The organism is Psychrobacter sp. P11G3 (genome assembly GCF_001435845.1).
Classification (GTDB): domain Bacteria; phylum Pseudomonadota; class Gammaproteobacteria; order Pseudomonadales; family Moraxellaceae; genus Psychrobacter.
This window is the reverse complement of record NZ_CM003596.1, coordinates 1,772,628-1,797,048: the sequence shown is the minus strand read 5'-3', so window position 1 is coordinate 1,797,048 and position 24,421 is coordinate 1,772,628. Positions and strand designations below refer to the sequence as shown.

Annotated in this window: 9 protein-coding genes; 5 read left to right on the top strand and 4 right to left on the bottom strand. The window is 45.4% G+C overall.

Annotated elements, in window-relative coordinates; all coding sequences use genetic code 11:
• Positions 1 to 275: 275 nt before the first annotated feature.
• The 5 genes from yghU (at position 276) to uvrA (ending at position 9,236) form a co-directional block, all read left to right on the top strand.
• Entirely contained in the window at positions 276 to 1,097 is an 822-nt protein-coding gene (yghU, locus tag AK824_RS07235) for a glutathione-dependent disulfide-bond oxidoreductase (protein ID WP_057760251.1), read from the top strand.
• Between the two features lie 264 nt (positions 1,098 to 1,361).
• On the top strand, positions 1,362 to 2,654 hold the full coding sequence (locus tag AK824_RS07230; RefSeq protein ID WP_227511131.1) for a DUF1176 domain-containing protein: 1,293 nt from the start codon (positions 1,362 to 1,364) through the stop codon (positions 2,652 to 2,654).
• Positions 2,655 to 3,258: 604 nt separating this feature from the next.
• A complete protein-coding gene (locus tag AK824_RS07225) occupies positions 3,259 to 4,929 on the top strand; it encodes a DEAD/DEAH box helicase CsdA (protein WP_057760249.1) in 1,671 nt (556 codons plus the stop codon).
• Between the two features lie 277 nt (positions 4,930 to 5,206).
• On the top strand, positions 5,207 to 6,451 hold the full coding sequence (locus AK824_RS07220; RefSeq protein WP_057760247.1) for a DUF819 family protein: 1,245 nt from the start codon (positions 5,207 to 5,209) through the stop codon (positions 6,449 to 6,451).
• Positions 6,452 to 6,668: 217 nt separating this feature from the next.
• A complete protein-coding gene (gene uvrA / locus AK824_RS07215; protein ID WP_057760245.1) occupies positions 6,669 to 9,236 on the top strand; it encodes an excinuclease ABC subunit UvrA in 2,568 nt (855 codons plus the stop codon).
• Positions 9,237 to 9,329: 93 nt separating this feature from the next.
• Here uvrA and AK824_RS07210 read toward each other — a convergent pair whose 3' ends face one another.
• From AK824_RS07210 to AK824_RS07195, 4 genes are all read right to left on the bottom strand, one after another.
• Positions 9,330 to 10,769: a reverse transcriptase family protein gene (locus AK824_RS07210; protein ID WP_057760243.1), complete on the bottom strand. Its 1,440-nt coding sequence runs from the start codon at positions 10,767 to 10,769 to the stop codon at positions 9,330 to 9,332.
• A 12-nt stretch (positions 10,770 to 10,781) separates the two neighbouring features.
• Positions 10,782 to 13,043 carry a hypothetical protein gene (locus AK824_RS07205; protein ID WP_057760241.1) on the bottom strand — a complete coding sequence of 754 codons (2,262 nt, stop codon included), beginning with the start codon at positions 13,041 to 13,043 and terminating at the stop codon, positions 10,782 to 10,784.
• Complete coding sequence (locus tag AK824_RS07200) at positions 13,040 to 20,740, bottom strand: HEAT repeat domain-containing protein (RefSeq protein ID WP_082624599.1); 7,701 nt, start codon at positions 20,738 to 20,740, stop codon at positions 13,040 to 13,042. Before AK824_RS07200 ends, AK824_RS07205 begins: the two co-directional genes overlap by 4 nt.
• A gap of 102 nt (positions 20,741 to 20,842) precedes the next feature.
• Positions 20,843 to 24,274 (bottom strand): BRCT domain-containing protein, encoded by a 3,432-nt coding sequence (locus tag AK824_RS07195; RefSeq protein ID WP_057760238.1) that lies wholly within the window; start codon positions 24,272 to 24,274, stop codon positions 20,843 to 20,845.
• Between the last annotated feature and the right edge of the window lie 147 nt (positions 24,275 to 24,421).

Genomic DNA, 24,421 nt, shown 5'->3' with positions numbered 1-24,421 from the left:
CAGATCACTATGCAAGCTGAGTAGTATAAAAAAGCCTAGCTCATAATAAAAGTGACTCAAAGTAACTAATATAAGAGCAACGATGTAAAGGGTAGCTAATGAAAAGGCAAAGAGGCGAAATAAGACAAAAAATTCGATGCGTGCTAATAGCTCGTCTCTATTTACTTTGGCAGTAGAAACACAACATTGATTACAAGAGAGGACTTTAAAGTCGTTATAAGTTATCGTTATAGTAAACCTTCGCGGCAGTCATAAATACAAACCGAGGATAAATTATGAGTCAAGATAATAATAAATACGTACCACCAAAAGTTTGGACGCAAGATAAAGACAACGGCGGCAAGTTTGCTAGTATTAACAGTTCAACGTCTGGAGCTCGCTATGATAAAGAGCTGCCCGTTGGTGATGCCCCGTTACAGCTGTACTCGTTAAATACGCCAAATGGTGTCAAGGTAAACATACTATTAGAAGAGCTGGCAGAGCTTGGCATTGACGGAGCAGCATATGATGCCTATAAGATTGATATTTCTAAAGGTGAGCAGTTTGGCTCAGGGTTTGTAGAGATAAACCCTAATTCAAAGATTCCAGCTTTGGTCGATCATTCTACTGATATAGCAGGCGAGCCGATAGCACTCTTTGAGTCGGGCGCTATCTTAATGTATCTAGCAGAAAAGTTTGATAAGTTTCTGCCACTGGCTACTGGCAAAGCGCGAGCAGATTGTTTGTCTTGGATTATGTGGCAAATGGGTAGCGCACCTTTCTTAGGTGGCGGCTTTGGACACTTTTATGCGTATGCGCCTGAACCTCTAGAGTATCCAATTAATCGCTATACGATGGAAACCAAGCGTCAGCTCGATGTATTAGACACGCATCTAAAAGATCATGAGTACCTGTGCGGCAATGATGAGTCTGATTACAACATTGCGGATATGATTGTCTGGTCTTGGTATGGCCAGTTGGTACTGGGTAAGCTCTATGACGCGGCAGAATTTTTACAAGTAGAAGACTACAAACACTTGCAGCGTTGGGCTAAGAAAATCGCTGAACGTCCTGCAGTCAAACGTGCAGTAGCGCTAGAGCTAAAACCAATCGACTAAACCAGGTACTTAATATAGTTTATATCTAGTAGTACAGTTTAAATATAAATAAATCTTAAACACAGCAGCAAGGCTGATAAGCAAATAACTTATCAGCCTTTTTATTTGTATTTATAAAAATGAATACAACCCATGTTAGGTCTTCCTTTTGTCTTTACACAATGATACATTAGTACAACAGATAGAAACACTAGTGCGTTAAGATAGCCGAGCACCATTACAATAGATAGGTGTTTATACTTCTTCTACTGAAAGGTGATGATTATGAAAGATAATAATTATATAAACAATATGTCGCTATCAAGAGACGCTGATTTAACTGGTGTTAGTAGGTTAGGCATTACCTATGACGATAATAATTATGATAACAATAGCTATAAAGATAGTGCCCAGTCTAATAAAAATCCTAAAAACATCACTGTAGAGCATTATTCAGAAAACATACCTAAAAAAATAAAAGAACAACCCACCTTTATGATAAAAAATAAAATATTACTGCCTGTATTTGCAGCGCTTAGCACAGCTTTATTCAGTACCACTAGTATGGCCAGTACATCGACTGAGTTTACCAGTCAAGACTGGCAAGTCGTTTGTGATAATACGCGTACGTGCCGGCTGGCAGGCTATCAAGCAGAGAATAATAGTGAGTTTCCGGTTTCTATATTGCTCGTACGCCGCGCAGGTGCGAATGCTAGCGTGGATGGTAAAGTAAAGCTTGGCGGGGCAAAGGACAGCTCGTCTAAAGCCTTAATGCAGCTTGGTAATCGTCATCGCATCTCGTTGTTTATTAATGACAAGGATTATGGCGAGACTAAGCCGTATTCAGCCGCTGCAGGTAATGCTGAGCTTACTCAAGCACAGGTAGCCGCATTGTTAGAGGCGTTGACCAAATCTAGCAAGATTACGTTGGCCTTGCGCAATTCACGTTGGCAGCTCTCTGACAAAGGTGCCAGTGCTGCTATGCTAAAAGCCGATGAGTTCCAAGGTCGCGTTGGTACATCCAGTGCTTTTATCAAAAATGACGATGCTGTTAAATCTAGTGGCGGTATATTGCCTCCCAAAGCTGCGCCAATACTACGGTTTGTCGTGCCAAGTGCCAAAGCGGACGATGGTAATGACAAAAAATTTGTGATGAGGTCCTCTCAGTTGGCATCATTGGTAAAAGGCACAATGAAAGATGCAGACAGCGTTTGTCCCAATCTTTCAGACAAATCACCTTGGCGTATCAGTCGTCTAAATGGCTCGCAGCTGTTGGCACAGCATGAGTGCTGGACAGGCGCTTATAACGCTGGAGCAGGGGTTTGGGTAATCAATGACAGTAAACCTTATAAACCAACGTTGGTAACGACCAATGCTACTGGCTACGATAAAGGTAAGCTTACCTCTGTACAAAAAGGACGCGGTATCGGTGATTGCATGAGCAAAACCGATTGGCTATGGACGGGCCGTACATTTGAAAAAAGTCATGAAAGCACCACAGGACTTTGCCGTCTAATCGAGGCGGGCGGGGCATGGCAGCTACCTACCTATGTCACAGAAGTCAAAGTAGTACGATAGATAAATAGCGAGTAGTTCATTTACTTTAGTTATTCAATTTTGCTTTAGGTATTAAATAAAACACCTAAACTTGTTTATTATCAACACTGTTAGTGCTTATTTACTCAGTAATTGAAGAAATAGGTACATATATTTTTTTATTGTGCTATACTGCGTCGCCACGTTAGCTTAGGCTTTCGTGAATTATGAGATTGATAACATCGCCTGCGATTTTGGGTCTAGGATGACCATAAGTAATTGTTGCCGATGATTTTGTGTACTTAAATAACCTTTAAAAATATCCGTTATTTTTGACTCATATCTTATCTACTGGCCTATAACTAGGGTCTAGATTGGTTGCTGTTTGCCTTTATCTGCTTTGGACAAAGCATTGATAATGAGCGTATATCAAGCAAGGATAAGACACTCGGCACTACCACCAAAATACGTCAGACAGCACGAACGCATTTATTATAAAGACGCTAAGCTCTATTGGCTTGGTTTCTAATTATCGACAATTTCATGTTGCTCGGTAATGCTAATAAGAGCAGCGTGGTGAACGGTTATCAGTGGTATGCATCAAGTTTGCTGAATTTACAGCAACTTATACTTACCAAGGATTCTTATGACTGACATCTTATCTGCAATCGCCGCTGAAAACGGCATCATCGAAAGCACTGACACTCCAAATACTGATAATAATACTCAAGCGGCTGCTACTGACGCCACTGAAGAAAACAAAATCACCTTTACTGATCTTGGCATTGCTAAGCCAATTCTTACTGCGCTTGATCGCAGTGGCTATACCAATCCAACCCCTATTCAAGAACAAGCCATTCCTTTTGCTCTAGCCGGTCGTGACCTTTTATTGTCAGCGCAAACAGGTAGTGGTAAAACAGCGGCTTTTGTTATCCCTGTACTTGACCGTTTGAGCCGTGCCACTAGCTTTGACAAACTAACCAAAGCACTTATCCTAACGCCAACGCGTGAACTTGCTCAGCAAGTACATGATAGCGTTCGCACTTATTCTAAAGACATGCGCGGTCTATTTTGTGTGCCATTAGTTGGTGGCGCACCATACAACGGTCAGATCACTGCTTTGAAAAAGGGCGTTCAAGTAATTGTTGCAACTCCTGGTCGTCTACTTGACCATATCAATGCAGGTCGCGTTGATTTGTCAAACCTAGAAGTATTGGTACTTGACGAAGCTGACCGTATGCTAGACATGGGTTTTGCTGATGATATCAGTGACATCCTTCGTGCAGCGCCAATCGATCGTCAAACGATCATGTGTTCAGCAACTTGGGATGGCCCAGTAGGTAAAATCGCTGCCAGCTTCACTAAGAACCCTGAGCGCGTATCAATCAAAGTAGAATCTGCACACATCGAAGAAAAAGTGTACTACTGTGATGATTTTGATCACAAAAACCGTTTACTTGACAAAATCGTTTGCCAACAAGATATGGAACAAATCATTATCTTTGCTGCTACCAAACGTAGCACTGAAAAACTGGCTAAGCAGCTACAAGAAGCGGGCCATAAAGCAAGCTTCCTACATGGTGACTTGCCACAGAGCAAGCGTAACCGTATCGTTCAAGACTTGCGTAATGGTAAAGTCAAAATTCTAGTAGCGACTGACGTTGCTGCTCGTGGTCTAGACATCCCAGCTATCTCGCACGTTATCAACTATGACTTGCCACGTCAGACTGAAGATTACGTCCATCGTATCGGTCGTTGTGGTCGTGCTGGTCGTACTGGTGTTGCTATCAGCCTATGTAGCATGGATGATCGTCCACAGCTTAACGCTATCAACCGTTATTTAGATCGCAAAATGGAAGTATGTATCATCGAAGGTATGGAGCCTAAGAAAACTTACGTACCTAGCGAAAACAAAGGTAATGGTCGTGGCCGTGGCCGTGGTCGTTCTAACGGCGGTGGCGGTCAAGGCCGTGGTCGTTCAGGCGGTGGCTATGCTGGTAAATCTAGCGGTGGTGGTCAAGGCCGCGGTCGTTCAAGCGACAGCGCTCCAACTGGTCAACGCGCTAGCAACGACAGCGGTTATCAAGGTAAGCCACGTGACACGTCAAGCAAACCAAATGAGCGTTCAGGTGGCAAGCCGTATCAAGGCAAGCGCACTGGTGGCCCAAGCCGCGGTGATAGCAATGGCGTTCCACGTGGTGAGCGTGCTGCAACTGGTCGCGGTCGTCCAAGCGGCAGCCAAGGTCGTCCAGCTGGTCGTTCTGACAGCCGTGGCCAAGGTCGTCCAAACGGTGGCAACCGTGGTAACAATTCGTAATACAGCTATATTTGACGATTAAAATCATTGATTCATTAATCGTCTAAAGATAGCACTAAAAAAGCCAGATACTTGTTATCTGGCTTTTTTGCGTTTACTTGTTTTGTATGGCGCCATGATTAGCTTACGTCCTTACTTGCCTAGCCGTTACCTTGCTATTCATTCTGTTAAATACTACTCAGCAAATCCTAGCTAATAGTCGATGGCTGCTTGCAGGAGTTTTTTGCCTTGTCTATACTGATTTACTTTTGCCCGTTGTAATTCTTGGAGCACCTTGATGCCTGCCACCTCAAATTTAGCAATTGATAATTTGCCATTAGCCTTTGGCATCATTATGGCCATTATTGGTCTGGTTTTTTATACCCAAGGCTTACCGGGTAAGTTTTGGCGTCGGTTTTATACCGTATTGCCTGGTATTGTACTTTGCTGCTTTATACCGGCCACTCTAAATAGCTTGGGGGTGTTTGCCGATGGCGTTGGTTCGCAGATTTATGGCTTTACTGCAACTTATTTACTGCCAGCAAGTTTGCTGTTGATGACCTTGTCCATGGATGTTCCCAAAATATTGGGCTTAGGCTGGAAAGCGATCGCGATGTTTTTTGCTGCCAGTATTGCTATCGTCATCAGTGGACCGATCAGTTTGGGAGTCGCCAAGTGGATATCGCCTGCGATGTTTACCGATGATACGTTATGGCGTGGGTTCTCGGCCGTAGCGGGCAGCTGGATAGGCGGCGCGGCCAACCAAGCAGCGATGAAAGAGCTGTTTGGGGTCAGTGATGATTTGTTTGGTATGATGATTTTGGTCGATACCACCAATGCATCACTGTGGCTGCTAGCTATCTTAGTAATGGCAAAACACAGCGATAAGATAGACCGTTTTTTGCGCGCTGATACCAGTAGTATTGATAAAGTAGTTAAAGCCGTCGAGAGCTATGAGCGTGATCATGCCCGCCCAGCAACTATTAACGATCTAATGGTGATGTTTGGCTTATGCTTTGCCATGGTCGGGGTTGCACACTTTGCCGGTGGCCAGATTGCAGAGTTCTTTGCGCCTTATAGTTGGGCCGTTCAATATAGCTTTGCCAGCTCGTTCTTTTGGATGGTGGTGATTATTACGGTAATAGGCGTTATATTTTCGTTTACTAAGATACGTAGGTTAGATCATGTTGGCGCGTCAAAAATCGGCACGGTATTTATCTTTGTATTAATCGCCGCGATCGGTATGCAAATCAATCTGGCAGGTATCGTCTCACAGTGGCGACTATTACTAATCGGTCTGTTATGGATGAGTATTCACGTCGTGATTATCTTTGCTGTCGCTCGACTCATTCGAGCACCGTTTTTCTTTTTGGCGGTTGGTTCTAATGCCAATACTGGCGGTGCATCGTCAGCACCGATTGTTGCTACGGCATTTCATCCATCGCTAGCACCAGTAGGAGTGTTTTTGGGTATTTTAGGTTACGCAGTAGGGACATTTGGTGGTTATATCAGCACGCAGTTGATGCGCTTGGTTGTATCTTAATACCTAAATTGCCAGCCTCTTAGCAACTTAATAGCATTTCTTGCTAAACAAAACCCGCCTTGATGCGGGTTTTTTATTATTAATGATTGGATGACTTGAGTTATCGTTTTGTCTATCTATGCTATTGATACGTAAGCCTAGCCACAGCCTTGCATAAGTACGTGTTAACCTTTCTGCTAATTAGGAATAAACAACGATTCATAGGAACAATAACACTATGGCGAACCCAAAAAAATTAGAAGAAAAAACAAGTAAAACAAACACAGTAAAAAATGCCCTTTATAACCCTGATCAAGACAATATTCAGGTCAGAGGCGCGCGTGTACACAATTTGAAGAACGTTGATGTTGATTTACCTCGCAATGCTTTGGTGGTCTTTACCGGTATCTCAGGCTCAGGAAAGTCGTCATTAGCATTTGGTACGTTGTTTGCCGAGTCACAACGCCGCTATCTTGATTCGGTATCCCCTTATGCAAGACGGCTCATTGATCAGGTCGATGAGCCAGATGTTGATTCTATAGAGGGGTTGCCACCAGCCGTTGCTTTGCAGCAGAAGCGGGGTACGCCTTCAGTGCGCTCATCTGTGGGTAGCGTGACGACGATATCCAATGGCCTGCGTATGCTCTACTCACGCGCAGGAGAGTATCCTGCCGATCTAGAGATTCTATACGCAGATGCATTTTCCCCCAACACCCCAGATGGCGCTTGTCCAACTTGCTCAGGTATCGGCCGCGTATTTGAAGTCACTGAAGAGCTGCTGGTGCCAGACAATACCAAGACCATACGCGAGCGGGCAATTGCGGCTTGGCCACCAGCGTGGCAAGGACAAAACCTCAGTCGTATATTGACCACATTAGGCTATGATATCGATAAACCATGGCACACACTGCCGAAAAAAACACGTGATTGGATTTTGTTTACAGATGATACACCGACGGTACCTGTCTATCCTGAATACAACATCGAACAAACACGCGATGCGATTGAGAAGGGCGAAAAGCCAAACTACATGGGTACTTTTACCAGTGCCAAAAACTTCATTTTGCACTCTTTTGCTACCACTCAGAGCCCGCGTACCAAAAAACGCGTCTCGCAGTTTATGCAGATATCTGAGTGCCCTGAATGTCATGGCAAGAAACTAAAGAAAGAATCGCTATCGGTTAAGTTTGCAGGACTCGATATCGGTGAGCTATCACAGTTAACATTGACTGAAATGGCGGAAAAATTAGAAGCAACCGCTCGTACTAAGGTAGGCGATAACACACCAAACCGCGAAAAAGCCATCGTCGCCCAGCGTATCGCCAGTGATATTCTCTCTCGTGTTGAAGCGCTGACAAGGTTAGGGTTAGGCTATCTCTCGCTTGAGCGTACCACACCGACTCTCTCTCCTGGTGAGCTACAGCGACTACGGCTGGCAACCCAGATTCGCTCGCAGTTGTTTGGCGTGGTATATGTCCTTGATGAGCCATCGGCAGGTCTGCATCCTGCTGATACTCAAGCATTGCTAGGTGCGTTGGATGAGCTGATTGCCACTGGTAATTCGGTGTTTGTCGTTGAGCATGATGTGAGTGTCATCAGACATGCCGACTGGGTAGTCGATGTCGGGCCAAAGGCAGGCACGCATGGTGGCGAGATTGTCTATAGTGGCCCTGTAGAGGGACTTCGTAAAGTTACGCAGTCGCATACTGGTCAATATCTATTTGCCAATGCTACGTCTAACGCACAGTCAAAATCTAACACAAGGCAGCCGGCAGCCTGGCTTAAGCTGGCCAACATTGAGCGAAATAATATTACAGGATTAGATGTTGAGTTTCCGCTTGGGGTGATGACCAGCGTCACAGGGGTCTCAGGCTCAGGCAAATCAAGTCTCGTCAGCCAAGCATTGGTAGAGCTTGTCAGTGAAGCGTTGGGGCAAAAAACAGTCACAGAATCGCCTGTCGGTGAGGCGGACTTACTTGAGCAGGAGCTTGAGTCAGTAACTGGCGGTGAAATCGTCGCTGGCATGGAGCATGTCCGACGTCTCATTAATATTAATCAAAAAGCAATTGGACGTACACCGCGCTCTAACTTGGCAACCTATACTGGCTTGTTTGACGATGTGCGCAAACTGTTTGCAGCCACTAAGCAAGCAAAATCTCATGGCTATGATGCTGGCAGGTTCTCATTTAACACGACCAAAGGTCGTTGCCCAAATTGCGAAGGTTTAGGTTTTGTCAGTGTTGAGCTGTTGTTTCTACCAAGCGTCTATGCGCCTTGTCAAGTATGTCATGGGCAACGCTATGACGAGGAAACGCTGGCAATCACTTATCGAGACAAAAACATCGCCGAAGTATTGAACTTAACAGTGGAAGCAGCTCATGAGTTTTTTGCTGATGAAGTACCTATTTTGCGTGCATTAGAGGCGTTACTACAAGTTGGACTTGGTTACTTACGTTTGGGTCAGCCTGCTACCGAATTATCAGGTGGCGAAGCGCAGCGTATTAAGCTTGCCACCGAGCTGCAACGCACGCAGCGAGGCGACACACTATACATATTGGATGAACCAACCACTGGCCTACACCCTGCTGACGTGTCTATGCTTATGACGCAGCTGAACGGTCTTGTCGATGCGGGCAATACCGTCATCATGGTTGAACATGACATGCAAGTGGCGAGCAATAGTGATTGGATCATTGATATTGGGCCAGGGGCAGGGGATGCTGGCGGGGTAATTGTCGCTCAAGGTACGCCATATGACGTTGTCCAATCAAAAGACAGTCGTACTGCAGCGTTCTTATCGGTTTAATTAAAATATAGTTCCGCGCTAACATGCTTCACTTGAACGAGTATTAGAAATAGGATTTTCTAATACTCATTTTTTATAAATATAAAGAAATATCTATGCAGGTGTCTCTTGCTGCACTTGCAAACGCTCAATCCTATCTAGATAACTATGTCCCAACTCTGGCTCTGCCGAGGCTATCCAAGCGGCATATCCTGACAGCGTATTCAAAGTCTCATCCGTGCGTAATGTGCCGCCTGTCTCTAGGTTATGTACCGCCGCCCGCAACATTTTTTTGATTTGACGAGATACCCTAGGTACGCCTTGTCCATTGACCACCATGCCAGTAACGTTATGCTGATTGCCTTTACGAATCACATGTGTCTTATCATTATTTAACGCAAAACCTTCTTCGCGTAATATCTTATGGACTGAGCCGAGCAGTTGCCCGATTAGCCTGTTGTGCTGCGCATCGGCTTGTTTCTTTGCGGTGCTGGTCGTGGCTTTAATCGTTGTTTTAGCCTTCGATTTGGGTTTGATGTCTTCAATAGCAGGAACACTAAAGGTCAAGTCGTCGGCGTAACGACTATAACGTAGCCCCAATTTTTCTGCCAACCCTGTCAAGCGGTGGTCCAGACTTAAGCAAACAATGTTCGTTAATGCCGGACTGGTAGGCGCGCCTTGTGGCAAGGCTCTATCACCTAATGCCACATAGTAGGTAACGCCATCTTGCTGTACCACTTGCCTAGGGGACTCCGTACAGAGTAATGCCAGTAATGTCGAAATTTGCTCTGGATAGCCAGCATGACGAAAGACCCCTTTGACACGGCGCCAGCTCACGCTAGGAAAGAAATCTTTGACATCAAGCTTAATAAGGAGCTCACTATTGCTATGTACTGCCGCGTTGGTCACGATGGATTTTCCGCGTACAAAGCCATGGGCGGCACCATGCGTCGTTAAGTTATTCAAAATATTATGCAAAATCCAGCGTTGTACAAACTTCAAACGTGGTATCGGCGACCATATTTGACGTGCTGTCCCATTGCGTTTGGCAATAGTAAAATGCGAATAAGACAGATTGGTGGCAACTTCTCTTTGATAGCACAATCCTTTTAACTGCGGAATGGAAAGGTTAACCGCTTCTGCTAACTCATTATGTTTACGCAGCAGTGGCAGCTTGTTTTCAATCAGCCGATTGGCCGCGTCTTTTACGTCCCACTTATCGATACTGGTATCGTCCGTCCAATATACATGACGACCAAGGTAAACCATGTGATGCGCTTTGTATGCTTGCCAAGCAGCTTTTTTGAGACTTTTTTCTTCAGCTGCTTCCTTTTTTAAGGCTTTTTTATAGCGATCCCGTTCTTTTGGGCTCATGTTATCGACAGGTTGACGCTCGACCATAAAGCCTTGACTGACCAGCTGCTGCTGAACATATTGGTAACGTCCGCCTGCCAGCTCAATATCTTGCCATAGTTGCTGCCACTGACGCTCAAAAGGAGTGGGTACTGGCTCAGGGCTGATGTAATCGTTATTGTTGGCTGTGTGTGTGGTCATACCTTACATCCCTTAGTTTTCGATAAAGCCTTTGGCTTCAAATCTGGCAATATGTTGTAAAAATGCGGCTTTGGCTTGGGCAGGCTGATTGAACACCAGCTGCTGGCGCGTATCCTTGTCACCTATTGTTTGTTCAATGGTAATCTTCTTATGGGCAATGGTGATGTAAACATAAGCAATAGCGGTCTCTTGTGCGGTTAACGCTTGTGTCTTATCGCTTGCAGTTGCAGTTGCAGTTGCAGTTGCATGTGACTGGGCAACTGGTTGAGCTAAGGCCGTCAAATCAAGTGTCGTTGCAACAGGTAATGTCATTAACGAGCTATGGGCTGCTACTTGTACGCTTTCTTTTTTATTCTTAGGCTGATGTAAGCGCTTGCTCGGTACGCGTTTACTCAAGACACGAGTGTCATGCCAGCTGTCATTGCCCGTGTTATTTGGGTCGTATTGATTATATCTAAGTCGTAGCGCAATAAGATGCGCGCACACGCCTTGTGTGAGTCGGTGCTGCAAGTACTGCGGACAGCTACATTCCGCCTTGGTGACTATCCCTTCATCGCCTAATTGTAGCTGGCTGTGATAAGTACGTCTGTCTTCTTCGACATGAATATCTGCACGGATGGTAATACCTTTGACAGCGACTGTCTCGACAGAGAACCTCTGCACGGCATCCGTACGGCTAATCAAATCAAAGGCCTGTTTTTCTGCCTCATTGTGATACGCGAACTGCGCCATATCAAGAGGTGCTTGGGTCAATGGTCTGTAATGATACAGCTGCGTCGCCACATCATAGCGAATCAAGCCCTGCTGAGTACCTGACAGTAACCATTGCTGTACTTGTGAGTGAGAAACAGGCACAGACGTTAATGAAGCATCTGCTGATAGCGACTTTACCAAGTCTTCTAGATTGCTGGGGGTATTTGCCAGTGTTTTAATTAATACAGACAAGCCATTATGCTCATCGTTACTATCATTATTGCTGTCATCTAAGGTTGCTTTACCACTGTCTGACAAGCTTTCATTGGTAACTAATGTATTATGCAGTGGGCGCTTTGGCAGTAACAAGTCAAAGTTCAATGACTGTGACCAGTTGGCTTGGCTAAAGCCTGTCATAGCAAAGGTAAAATGAAAGCCTTTGCCTTTTAGTGTCCAATAGCTTGGCATGCCTTGACCCAGTAGCGACACCGAAACGCTATCAGTATGTGGCAACAGACGTTTTAATAGGCTGAGACGACGGCGACCCCATAAGCGAATCAGCTTTGCTTGTTGACCTTGATAGGGTTTTTGCTGTTGGCTGATTTGGCTTGTGACAGTAATATCAAATGGCTCTAATATAATCACTGGCAGCTGCTGGGGTCTAAGCTCAATTAATAATCCACGGCGTTTGCCTTTGATATCAGCATGCATACGCAGCTCAAATAGCACGTTATACAGTGCGATTGGATCGAGATGGATGGTGTCTTGTGGTAATTGACCTGCAGACTGTACTTGTAGCAGCGCTCTGATCCAGCTTTTGGGCACGTTGATGCGCTTTTCTATGATCTGTTTTTTTACGGTGGGCTTGGTTACTGTACTATCCGTATCTGCTTCAGCTGTTTCTGGTTTGGCTTCGAGTAACTGTAAGCCGACCGCTTCATGACCGATATCTAGTATCGTTTGTTGATGATCGCGTATTTTCTCAATACCGTTAAACAAAGCCGTACTGTAATCAATGTTGGTGGTGCCAAGAGTAGGTTTAGTATTTTGCTCAAAAATCTCATTGGTCAATGTCAGCTGGGCATAGCAGCCTTCATCACGGCTAAACACCTCAAAGCTAACACCTTGCTCATGCACCTGAATAATCGGGTCCAAAATACAAAAAGCCAGTGGGTCATTATCGAATAGCCACGTGAAATAATCACGCTGCGCAGTAAATAGGTTTTTGTTGCTGCTGGCACGGCGCATCTGCATAAATACCGTATACGCTGAGCGGTCTTTTGGCACATAGCGATAATCACTACTGACCACATCAAATAAGGCTAGCAAACTGTCACGAAAAACCAGGGGAGACTTGACCTTACCGTGGAAGTTAACCTCCGATCGATTCAACTGAGCAAATAGAGCCACATGCTGAGTGTGTTCGGTCGTTTGCGCCTCCGACAGTGAGTCTGACGATTCGTTAACTTGACTAATCTGGCTAGGTGCGGCGTAGTCCAACTGCATCATCAGGCCATCAGTGTTTGCTACTACTTCTGACTCTGTTTCTGATGCTCGGTCTAATTGATTATCTATAGTCATTGACTGTCTCCTTCACCCTGATTGCTTTTTTGACTGCTGTCCTGACTATTTTGTGCTGTGATGGTCGAGCTAGGTTGCGCCTCCATATTGCCAGATGACAACGGACGCTTTTGCTGTGCTCGTATCATGGCACGTTGCCAGCGGCGTAGTACTTTATAAGCAAGCTTCTGAATGTCTGGATTTTCATGTGCCATGAGCGTCGTCAGCCACTGTTCAATATTTGGATCATGTAGCTGTCCAAGCGCTTCGATGGCACGGATACGAACCGTCAGCTCCATGTTGTCATTACTCGCACAATGATAGAGTGCATCAGCGTCTTTGGCTCTGATCCACTGTAGCAGCTGTTGATTGATTGGTATCTCGGTAGACGAGCCCTTATGTTTCAGCGCATTCTTTACTACAGTTATTATGGATTTTTGGGTAGATGTACCGCTTTGTTCAATACGAGCAATCACAGTTCCTAGCAAGGATTTGTTGTCATAAGCGAGCTGCGGTTGAGCTGTAGCTGATACAGTGCTCAACGTTGGCACGATGCTTGATAGCATCTTATCTTCAGCGACAGGTCTGGCCAGTAATGCTAACAGCGCTTGCTGCCACCAATCACTAACCGTCGTAGAGAGCAGTGGAATAGAGGTGATGGTCAATGGTTGACGCGCATCATTGAGCCAATCAAGCATTGCCGCGATCTGCTTAGTAGCCGCTTTATCGACAGCACCTTTAGCAGTTGTGATAGAAACATGACGCATGATTAACCACACCAGTTGCGAGATGGTGGTGCCTACTTGCTCAACCATGCTAATCCACTGACTATTATTGATGGTCGTCGGACTGCGGTTGATGGTATCGATAAGCGTGTGCCATTGCTCGCTTGCAGTGTCAAAACGCTGCTGCAACATCGCAACCATCTCTTTATCAAGATAGCTGGTCGGATATTGGGTCAGATAGCACAGTCCAATATGCTGTGTCAGTGTGTTGTTACTGCTAATCAACGCGGTAAGCTGCGATGTTGGCATGTCTTGCTTGGCCATAATGGCATTTTGCAGTGCCATCAAGGTGTCGGCTGGTAAGTGCGCGCCATGCTGGGTGATAAATGCTGTCAGCTCATCGATGCTGCTATTATCAATGATACGCTTTAGACTCAAATGCTCAGTTTCTTCTATAAAGTCAGTATTATGGCTTTGAATGGCTGCCCAATCATAAGGGTAAACCTGCGACGCGAGACTGCCCCAAGTTTTCTGTGCCGCCGTATAAGCCGCCATAAGCACAGTACGGTCTAAATTATTCTGCTTTAAAATATCTAAGATTAATGCTTTATTGGCATCGTTATCATTCATCTGCAGTAGCCATACCGCATGCCTTTGCGGACGGAAAAATATGGCTTTATCAAGATGAGTGCGTATATAGCTGCGGATTTGTTCCCAAGCAGGCGTTGTATTCAGCCAGCGTAATCCATTTAACCAATGGACAATGGCGGGATTGGTGAAATGGACTGCGGGGTCTGACAAGTGCGATTTTAATAGCTCAAAAATATGCGGACTATGCTCAAAGTCACCACCTTGTGCAAGGCGACCTAAGGCTTCACTGGCCACGTCTTGTAAGTAGTGCTCGTCGTCCTCGGCCAGTTTGATTAACTTATCATAGGCTTTGTATAAGGTATGAACTTGTAAGTTTTTATCAGCGTTGTCCGCAGGCGAGCTAGCATTAGGCGAGTGAGTATTTTGGTTTTGGTTGTTACTGCTGCCTAGCAACTCACCAATGGCCAGCACACTGCAGCTGCGGAATTCAGCATCAGGGTTATAATCTATCGTTGCCATCAAGATATTGACCCCATCAGCATGACCGCACTTAGCCAATCCTTCAGCCGCGGCAAATTGCACATCGGCGTCTTTATTGCGTAGAGCGTTTTGTAATGAAGCAATGCTGCCGTGCCGTCTTTTGGCTCGATATGCCAGTGCCTCGACCAATTTAAAGGTATGGTTAGCTGGCATCTGCTCGTAGGCGAGCGCTAAAGCAGTATCAATGCGCGAGGATAAATCATTGTCGTCCGATTGTACCCATGCCAGTGACGGTAATAGCTGCGCGGCAAGCGCATAATCACTATGATTCATAAGCGTAGTAAACAGTGACAACAAGATTTGCGAGTCCCTAGGGTGCTGACGTTGTAACCAACGCGTGTCTTCACGCTCATCTAGATAGTCATCGATGTTTTGATCGTAACCGCTGATTTTTACTAAGGTATCAAATAAATATTTACGCTCTTCTTTATTTTTTTGCGGCGTGTGCTCAAACAGACTTTCTAAACGTTGTAGCAATGGCGCCACGAGATTTGTGTTACGCAGGTCAGCGATATCACTATAAATAAACTGCTTAGGTTTGTTGATATGTGGATCATTGAGTAAGGCTAGTAATCGTAAGTGCGCCTCATTGGCGACCTGTTCAGCAGTCGCAATATTAAAGCTACTCTCTAAACCACTCTTTAAACGACCCTCTAAAGTGTTCTTATTGATGAATTGGTACGACGTGAGTGCATCGACAAGCAAATTCCAGCTACGGTACTTTTCATTGCTCGCTTGAGCGTCTTCAGCAAAATCAAATAAGCTATCAAATAGCGTGCTGTCCGCAAAGAGTACGTCATAAAACTCGACCAGTTGACTCAGTGCTTGATATTTTGCATTCCAATCATCACTCTTCACAGCGTGCAGCAAAAACGTCAGTTTGTCTTGACGCTGCACTGACGGCGATTGACTGTTTGCAAAGGGTGTTACGATGACTTGTTTCCATTCAGCAACGATCTGAGGTAGTAACGACTGACAATAGGTCTGTAGCCCAAGTAAGCTAGCAGGCAGATGGCCTAGTCGGCCTTTTAGCAGCTGATAGGTCTCTTCTGCTAAGGTATGATTATTGGTTTTTAATAGGTCAATGAGTTGTTGATCAGCGCTACTGACAGTAGCTGTATCCGATGGTTTGCTTTGCTGCTTTACGGCATTGTTATTTGAGGTATCTAGCAATAGATCCAAGCCGCGTTTGACCATATCACGGTAGGGCGTGCTCATGGCATAGTCAGCCAGCTTTTTGGCAGGCATGTCTAGCTTATACAAGCATGTCCAAGCCAGCTCACGAGTGTCAAAACTACTGTGGTTCAGTAGTGGCAACAACACACGACTGGTACTGTCTCGCCAGTCCTCATTGTTATTAGTATCAAACGCCGATGATTGAGTAGCAAGCCACATTAGCCCTCGAATGGCTTGGTCTGTGGTGCTGCTATTCGCATAATAATCATCGCCTGCGCGTATGACGCCAATCCAAGCGCCAAAGGCAAGAGACTGGTAAGGATAATGTACTTCCTGACTGTCTTGTTTGTCAGTAGGAGAGCTATCTACTGTTTGTGCATTGCCTGCCATATTAATAGCGGCTGTAGCGGGGTGAGCACTTAACAATGCCTGCAAACTGCGTTGCCATTTTTGCAATGTCTCAAAAACATCGTCCTCATCGTCATAGTAGTCATGGGCGAGTAGTTCAGATAAGTGGCAAATGACACTAATGGTTTGCGCGCGTACCAATGGCTGCTGATGTCGATTGAGGTTGGCGAGCTGTTGTAAGTTTTCGGTACTTACCGTCGTTAGAATACTTGCTCGGATAGAGGCCGTATTATGCGACTGTCCTTTAACACCACCTTTATCTGCCGTGTTTGGTATGGCATCCATCATCGTGATGACTTCAGAGTGAGAAGATAAAACACTGCCTAATTGACGTGACAAGTAATCACTTAGGTACTGCCACGCTGACAATAATGCTGGCTGACTACTAGGGCGTTGTACGTCATTCGGGTAACGAGCGAGTATGTTGGCATAGACTACTGCCGTGTCATTATCCGCAAAGCTTAATGTTTCTATCAGTCGGTTGGGTCGACCAGTACTAGTAGTGTCTGTTTTAGTAGCTTGCAGGCTATCTTGCAAGCCATTCTGTAAATCATTAAATATCAATAGTAGTCTGGCTGCTACGGCATAGGACTCTGACTCAAACAAAGGCTGTACTTGCCGTGCATGCGTAATACCTAAGCCGTGCTGCGCTTGTAGCCAATGCGTAGGGGTCATCGGTGCAACAAACGTACTAAGATTGTCTGTTTCGTCTCCCATATCATGAGTAAGGAAGTACTGCCCGCGAGCGTCACCTAAAATAGCCAAACATAAACTGGCTGATTGACTGATAATGGCGTGTTCATCTTTCTGCCATTTCACCAGTAGATCAATGTCCTCAAGCGAGACTATCTGCGTAATCTTTGATGCAAGAAGTTTAAAATCAGCATCAGGGTGGTGTAGATATTTAGCATACCAACCTAGTGCATCATGCTTTGATGGGTATGCCAGTTTAGACAAGCCAGACAGCGCTTGGCTTACATGATTGTGCCACTGGGTATAGCTGTCACTTTTCTTGCCTTGAGGGGGCATAGGCAGTTCTAGATAGTGTTTAAAGACTTCGTACGCTTGTTCGTCACTCCGCTGTGCCTGTTCTTCGTCAGCATAGAGGCGTGATTGGCTGGCCAGTAGTTGAGCGACTGTCAGTTGGATGTCAGGATAAGGGCTGTTTAAGGCTGCGGTAATCAATGCTTCGTGATGATTTGATTGATCATCGGTGCTACTATTATCTAGGCTATTGTGATCCGCTAAAATAGTAGGCTGTAAGTCTGTTAGCGCCAAAGCAACCGTCAAGGCTTGTTTACGCAGCTCAATACTGTCATCAGCGAACATAGCCACGAGAGCTGGCATCAACTGTGTCAGCTGAGTCGTATTCGCTCTGGCTTGCACTGTCGCAAGGGCCAGTTGCTTAGTGTCCGCATAAGGGCTGGCAAGCGCGTTCAGCATGACGTCAGCAAACCCTAAATGCTTGCTTTGCTTAAGTGCGATGTCAAAGGCTTGCTTACGGATAGCGGCAAACGTATCTGCAAAGAACAGGGTCAGGACGGCTTGATTGGTTTTTTGACTATCAGTTTCTTCAACTTTATTTGTTTTATGCTTCGAGTTCATCGACAGCAACAGTCGTTGCCATTCTTCTATCGCCACTTGATGCACATCTTCAAAGAGGCTCTGCTGCAATAGCTCAATGATGTCAACGATGGCGCTGTCAGATGACTGCTTAAATTGGCGGTTTAATAGAACTTTAACCACTTCTAACCGAATACTGGTAAAAGGGTTGTTCAATGCCTGTAGCAGTATGTCTGTCATCTCTGACGACATCTGAGCGCTTTTGTCACTGCTATCACCACTATTTGAGCTATCTGGTGCAACATGCTTTAAAAACAGTGATAAAGACTGCTCATGAATGTCTTGATGTTTAGAAGCAAAACCTGTCGCCGCCCAAGACAATGCATTATCTGCCAACTTACCATAGGCTTGCATAGCCACTTGGCGCACGCCAGCGTCCTTATCGTCTAGTAATGTCGGTAGGACTGCTTTGGCGTCTTCTATATTTAAGTGGCCAAGCGCAGTGGCTACACCAGCACGGATGATGGCGCTGTCATCATGGCTCATCAGACTAATCAGGGTGCCAAACGCACGTTTGTCTTGTAGGCAAGCCAGCGCATAAGCCGCTCGGAAACTGATATCTTCGTGACTATTGCTTAAGCTTTGTAATAAGGGCTCTAACGTGTCATTGCCTAGATTTATGGATTCAGTAGCAGGCTTCTTGGATTTTGCCGTTTTAGCCTTACTTTTAGATGCTTGGGTATTATCTGCTTGCGAGATAAAATCTTGTGTAGATAAGGTTAAACGGATCGCCTCATCGGATTGTTTAACATTATTATCATTCGCCGCTGTGCTACTAGCGTTATCTAGTAGCGTGCCACGTAGTAAGCGAAAGTCATCAAAATCAGACAGGGTACGCAATGTTTGCGTGTCGCCTTGCTGTTTCAAAGCCTCTATCAACTTGGGTTGAGACAGTAATGAGACATAAAATGCCGTTTGCCTAATCTCTGTATTACGATGATTCTGTAGCAGCATCAACTGACGCGAGACTTCAAGATGGTTTAGCATACCGCGCTGATACAGACGAATTAACCCTGATTGGACAATGTCTGGCTGATTGCAGTCTAATGCCATCAAATCTGCTTGCGGACTGTTGTCTGGCAACAGCGTCTCAAGTGAGGCCAATGCTTGCTTGCGAATATTCGCAAAACTGTGTGACAACGCCTCTCTTAAAATAGGTAAGATGCGGCGCTGGCTGGTGGCATCCTTCATTGCGACCTTTAGGTAACCTTGTAACGCAGAAGCCACCACTTCTTCGTAGTAACGGTTTTTAAAGGCTTCTTCTAAATAATGCAGCGGGCGCTTCGACGTACTTGCGTGGTCGGCCAAGGCATGAAAAGCAGCAAGACGTACTTTTGCACTGTGCGCCGAGCTTAGTTGCTGCTCTAAAACCTGTGCAGTTTTATCAAGATTAGTAGTAGCAACCCACTGTACCAATTGCAATGCTTGATTGGCCGTGAGCGTGTCGCTATCAGCAAGTAATTTTTTAACCAGCTCTAACGTTTGGTTGTCTGCTTGCGCCTGTAGCAGCGCCAAGCCTTCTTTAAACGAAACATTATTATTATTTGAAGTATCTGTCAGTAATTGGCCGATTCTCTGATAGCCGTCTTTGATGATATAAGTGACTGGCAATAGCTTGCTATTTTTTGATGTACTATTCTGTGATGTACTTTGAGTGTGGTCAATAGGTATAAAACGTAAGCTCTGATCAGCACTGACTACGATGAGCGTTGGTTGTTCAGCGTAAGAAGATAAGACGATCTGTCGCGCCTTGGTTAGATCCTCTTTACAGCTGTTTGGCTGACCTTTATCAAATGCCCATGATTTAACACTTTTATCATCGGCGGCAGTGAATAGCCGAGTGTCTGACACACAAAGCGCCGTGATCATTTCACTGTGTTGGCTAGACTTGGCTCTATCAACAGGGTGCAGGTCGCCTTGGACATGAGTACGGTATAAGCACTTATCTGCACCTGCTGAGAAGAAGTATTGACCGACCGGCTCAAAACAAAGCGCGTTCACTTTACCTTGATGGAGCTGTTTGCGGCTACTTAGATTAAGCTGAGCACCATCTGATGCCCATTGATAGCTACTAACATCTCCCGCTTTATCTGCTACGACTAACCACGAGCCATCACTTGACGTTGTTAGCGCGGTTAATGCAGGCTCCTTACTTGATGCTGCTATAGAAGACGAATAAGGTTCAATGATGACAGTACTGCTGGCTTGGCTTTCCTGATAAGGCCATACTACGATATGTTTTGGGTATAGAATAGCCAACGCATATTGTAGTGGTGCCATTGCTACAGCATGGCCTATAGCATTGTTGTTATTTTTAGGTACATCGAGCAAGGATTTGGCACTGGTCTTCTTAACTTTCTTGGCTTGCCAATCCGTTTGATAAAGATGACCATCATCACCAATCATAATAATAGTGCTGTCATCTATTTTGGTGATGGCTTGCATCGCACAAGGCAGCGCAGTTGTCGATAAGCTAAATTGTTCACCTTGTTGATCAAGGACGTATAAGACCGTAGCAGATGCTTGCTGCTGACGAGTAATAAAAAGACTGCGCCCATCTTGCTTGGTTGTCTTTTGAGTTGCCGCTTGGGTACTGTTGGCCTTACTGACTAAGCCCATAATTTGACCCCAATAGGGGAGTGTTATTGTTTTCATTGTGTTATCTCAGTTGAGGTGACGTCATATTTTTTTGAGTATCTTTTTTTGAATATAAAAGCTTGCTAGTAGCTATTTATCTATATCTGTTTGCCAAAGCCGTTAAGCCGATGCCACGGGCTGCAGATTTTTAGATAGCTCAGGATAGCGATGCAATAACCGTGTGACGGCAACCAAACACGCATGACGCTCCATCTTGCCTGCTGAGTGCGTAAAGGTGAACAGTGTGGGCATAATGAGCGCCGCAAAGGTGCTATCAGCCAACGCCACATCACGAAAGGTCTCAATCAACGCCAGTTTGGCACGACTCGCAGATATGGGTTTTAGTGTGATATTACTATCTGACTCAGCTGCCTCATATGACTGTGATGATGCTGAGGTTTTATCTGAGTAGCGTTGTTGCTTATGCTTACTGCTGTCACTAGTACTTGGCTCTTGCGAACCGCCTAGACGGCCAGGTGGTAGCTCAAAAAGACCACGGCGTAGCAGCATCAATAATTGATCAACTTCTGCAGGCAAGCTTGCCAAATGTTTATCTGACTTCTCTGTTATGACTGATTGAGCGCTGTTGTCTTTATCTTGAGCAGCATCTTTATCTTTACTATCGCTACTGGTTGGTTTCCAGTTTGGGGAGACGTGACGCGCCTTATAGTGTTTCCATAGCATGGTCACGGCGGCATAACGTACTTCACGGTCTGTGCTTTGGGTCAATCGATATAAAGACTGCACATCTTGGAAATTGGCATGATGCTGCAGCAAGGTGATACCGATTTGGCGAGCGACTCGCGCTTTGCTTTCAATCAACGCATTCAGCATGCCAGCATTCAATTGTGCTGACTGAACGTGATAACGTCGATTGGCAACAGAGGGCTTATCCAATAGCGCACGCTTCAGCAGTTGCGTGACCTCAGTATAGGGAGATTCTGCCATCATCAGCCATAGGGCTGGCGTTGGTTGCCACGTCGCCATCTCATACTCACTCAGTAACAAGCCAAATTCTCGCAGCTGGCTGTTACGGTGTTGCAACAAAGGAATGACACGCTCCGCATTAAAGAACGAAGAAGGGATAATCGCATCGGGATCGACTGGTCTGTCTGTCAGTGCCATGCAGATCTGTTCATGATGATGACTGAGGTAGCTGATCGCAAGCTCACTGATAGGTGCAGTAGCATCATCTGTTGCCATATGCCACAGTGCGTTGGCACCTGAAAAAGTATCGTCTTCAGATACCTCTCTCGATTGACCGCTCAGCATCTGTAAAAAAGCGGTTTCGGAAATAATTTTTAGGGCAGCACCATCGGCGATTAAGCTTTCGGCTTTCACTTGCTTGCTACCTTTACGGCCATTGCCATATAACGGTGAACCATCATCACCGATGACCAAGTAATCTAACTTGCCGTTGACAGCGCCACTGATGGCACCATTAGCTGCTTTCACAACTTTTTCGGCCTCGCCACGAGTCATGCTTTGCATCTTGCCCGTGAATAAATAGCGTTGGCCGGTTAAATCTACTTTAGTAGCAGCATCGCTATTTGAGTCTTTATTGTCAGTGCCAGTACTGGAAGCGTTATCAGTAGAGTCGCCTTCATTGCTGTCGAGATAAGCGATAAAGTCGGCAGGCAAGAACCCTTTGTTGATGCGCTCAATCGCAAATTCACGATAGAGTGCCTGATCGCTATGCGCAAGATTCATAAGCCAGTCGAAACCTAGATCTATCGGCGCAAACCGACGCACATCAGACAGCCAATTTCGCACGGTTTCTGCTAAATTTTCATCAAAGGCCAAATGCTTTTGCCAGTTTTTAGTAGGAGTATCAGCAGATTTTAACTGTTCAATATATTCACTCACTTGCCAGTCAGGCTCATAGGCAAGTGCATGCCAATAGCTCATATCAAGCGTCGCGGCTGACAGTATATCCTCATCAAACCAATCGGTAATAGTCGATTGTGATAGTGGGTGTAATAGCAGTGTTTGCCATACTGCCGCATTTACTTGGCTCAAATCCAAACGTCTGAGCTGGTCCAACGTAAAGTCCATGCAGTCGCTATCATTGCAATCACTAGCATTGTAGTAACTACCATTATGAGCAGAGAAGTCCTGTTGCTCTGGTATGTCAAGCTGCTGGGCAACGCTAATAAAGTATTCAGTCCCTAGCTCTTTGGCACTATAAAGCTCAGGCAGTTTTTTTATCGCAAACTTTACGCTGTGTGTTCTACCGCTAGTCAGTCGTTCAAAAAACCACTCAGGGGTTAAATCGCGCCTCGTAAAGTGTTTGCTAAGTTGTTTGCTCGCGGTTTGATAGTGATGCTCTGTGTCTAATAGCTGACCCCAACCGTTGACACCGATATCAGCAACAGGATCACGACTTAAGATGTTGTTGATAGCAAATGCTCTAACAGGCTCATAATCTGACATTGCCAGTAGCATCAGTTCAGTGAGCGATAAGTCTTGAGCGTAGCTTTTGGCATAGCTAATCGCATATTGATAGGCGGTAGGATAGTGTGAATGGAGTAGCTGCAGTACCACTTGATGCAAGCCCAATGTTTGAAATTTAGACTTTTCAAAATGCGGTGAGTTTTCCAATAGCCAAACTATCATCTCATCACGCGCTTTGCTGTGCGCTTGTCCGGCAGATAAATATTGTAGCGTCTCACCACTCACATCACGTAATTGGGTCTTAAAGTCGAGTTTTAGGCTATCGGTTGCGAACTGTCTGATAGCCTCGTTTTTGGCGATAGCCAATAGCTGGATAAGTGGTTCTGGGTCTCGTTGCCACGCCTCAGAGAACGCGCGACCTTTAGCGTCAAAGAGCTTGCGAGGTGAGCGGCTGCTGAATCGATTGACCCCATAATCAAGGCTGTTATGGAAGCAAATGTGATTGAGCACCCAGCTGTTCGTTTGTTCAAGGCTGCCAGCCGTCATAGTTTCGTCATAGCTGGCGAGTACAGAAACGGCGACATCAATGTAGCCAATTGGCATTTGCTGTCCTAGCTGGCGCAAATAACGCCATGCTCTAAGGCTCATATAGGTTTTGGTAGCTAGGCTGACCGCAGAGTTGGCGGTTTGATTGAAACGCTGTAAATCAATCTTGGCGGCTATTTGCCCAAATATCTCATAATCTTGAGAAAATTCTGCTTGCTTGTAAATACGCTTTAAACCCTTCCACACACCATAGCTGACTGGCAAAGCCGTAATGGCTTGTTTTAGAATAGTTCTAGAATACGCACTGCCATCTTCCCACAGTGCGGTCAGTATTATGTGGATTTTGTAGCGATCTGGGAGGGGGTAAACGCCTTCGTCTGCTTCCAGTTTGGCAATCATTGCCACGCGCTCTGCAAACTGTACTTCGGGGTGTTGCTCCCGAAACTGACGACTAAATATCTTATCTAAAAACCGATCAAAAGTAAGCTCATGCTCAGGGGTGGGCGTCTCGGGGATCGCATCAGCTTGAGTTGCCAATGTACATAATTTATCGACCAAACTTGGATCTTGGGCTTGCCAAGCTTGCTGAATTTGTGAAAATGACAGACTCATAGAAATTTGCCTTAATTTTTATTTTGTCAGTGCGCGTAATTTTGTAGCACCATAAAAGCGCGTTTCACAGAAAATATCAAGGACTTTTGTAAGGAAGTATATGGGCTGCGACATATAGCGTCGCGCATGATTTTATTTGCAATTATA

Coding starts and splice junctions, on each gene's coding strand:
- AK824_RS07220 (WP_057760247.1), top strand. CDS start 5,207: ATGCCTGCCACCTCAAATTTAGCAATTGATAATTTGCCATTAGCCTTT.
- AK824_RS07200 (WP_082624599.1), bottom strand. CDS start 20,740: ATGAAAACAATAACACTCCCCTATTGGGGTCAAATTATGGGCTTAGTC.
- uvrA (WP_057760245.1), top strand. CDS start 6,669: ATGGCGAACCCAAAAAAATTAGAAGAAAAAACAAGTAAAACAAACACA.
- AK824_RS07210 (WP_057760243.1), bottom strand. CDS start 10,769: ATGACCACACACACAGCCAACAATAACGATTACATCAGCCCTGAGCCA.
- yghU (WP_057760251.1), top strand. CDS start 276: ATGAGTCAAGATAATAATAAATACGTACCACCAAAAGTTTGGACGCAA.
- AK824_RS07225 (WP_057760249.1), top strand. CDS start 3,259: ATGACTGACATCTTATCTGCAATCGCCGCTGAAAACGGCATCATCGAA.
- AK824_RS07205 (WP_057760241.1), bottom strand. CDS start 13,043: ATGACTATAGATAATCAATTAGACCGAGCATCAGAAACAGAGTCAGAA.
- AK824_RS07195 (WP_057760238.1), bottom strand. CDS start 24,274: ATGAGTCTGTCATTTTCACAAATTCAGCAAGCTTGGCAAGCCCAAGAT.
- AK824_RS07230 (WP_227511131.1), top strand. CDS start 1,362: ATGAAAGATAATAATTATATAAACAATATGTCGCTATCAAGAGACGCT.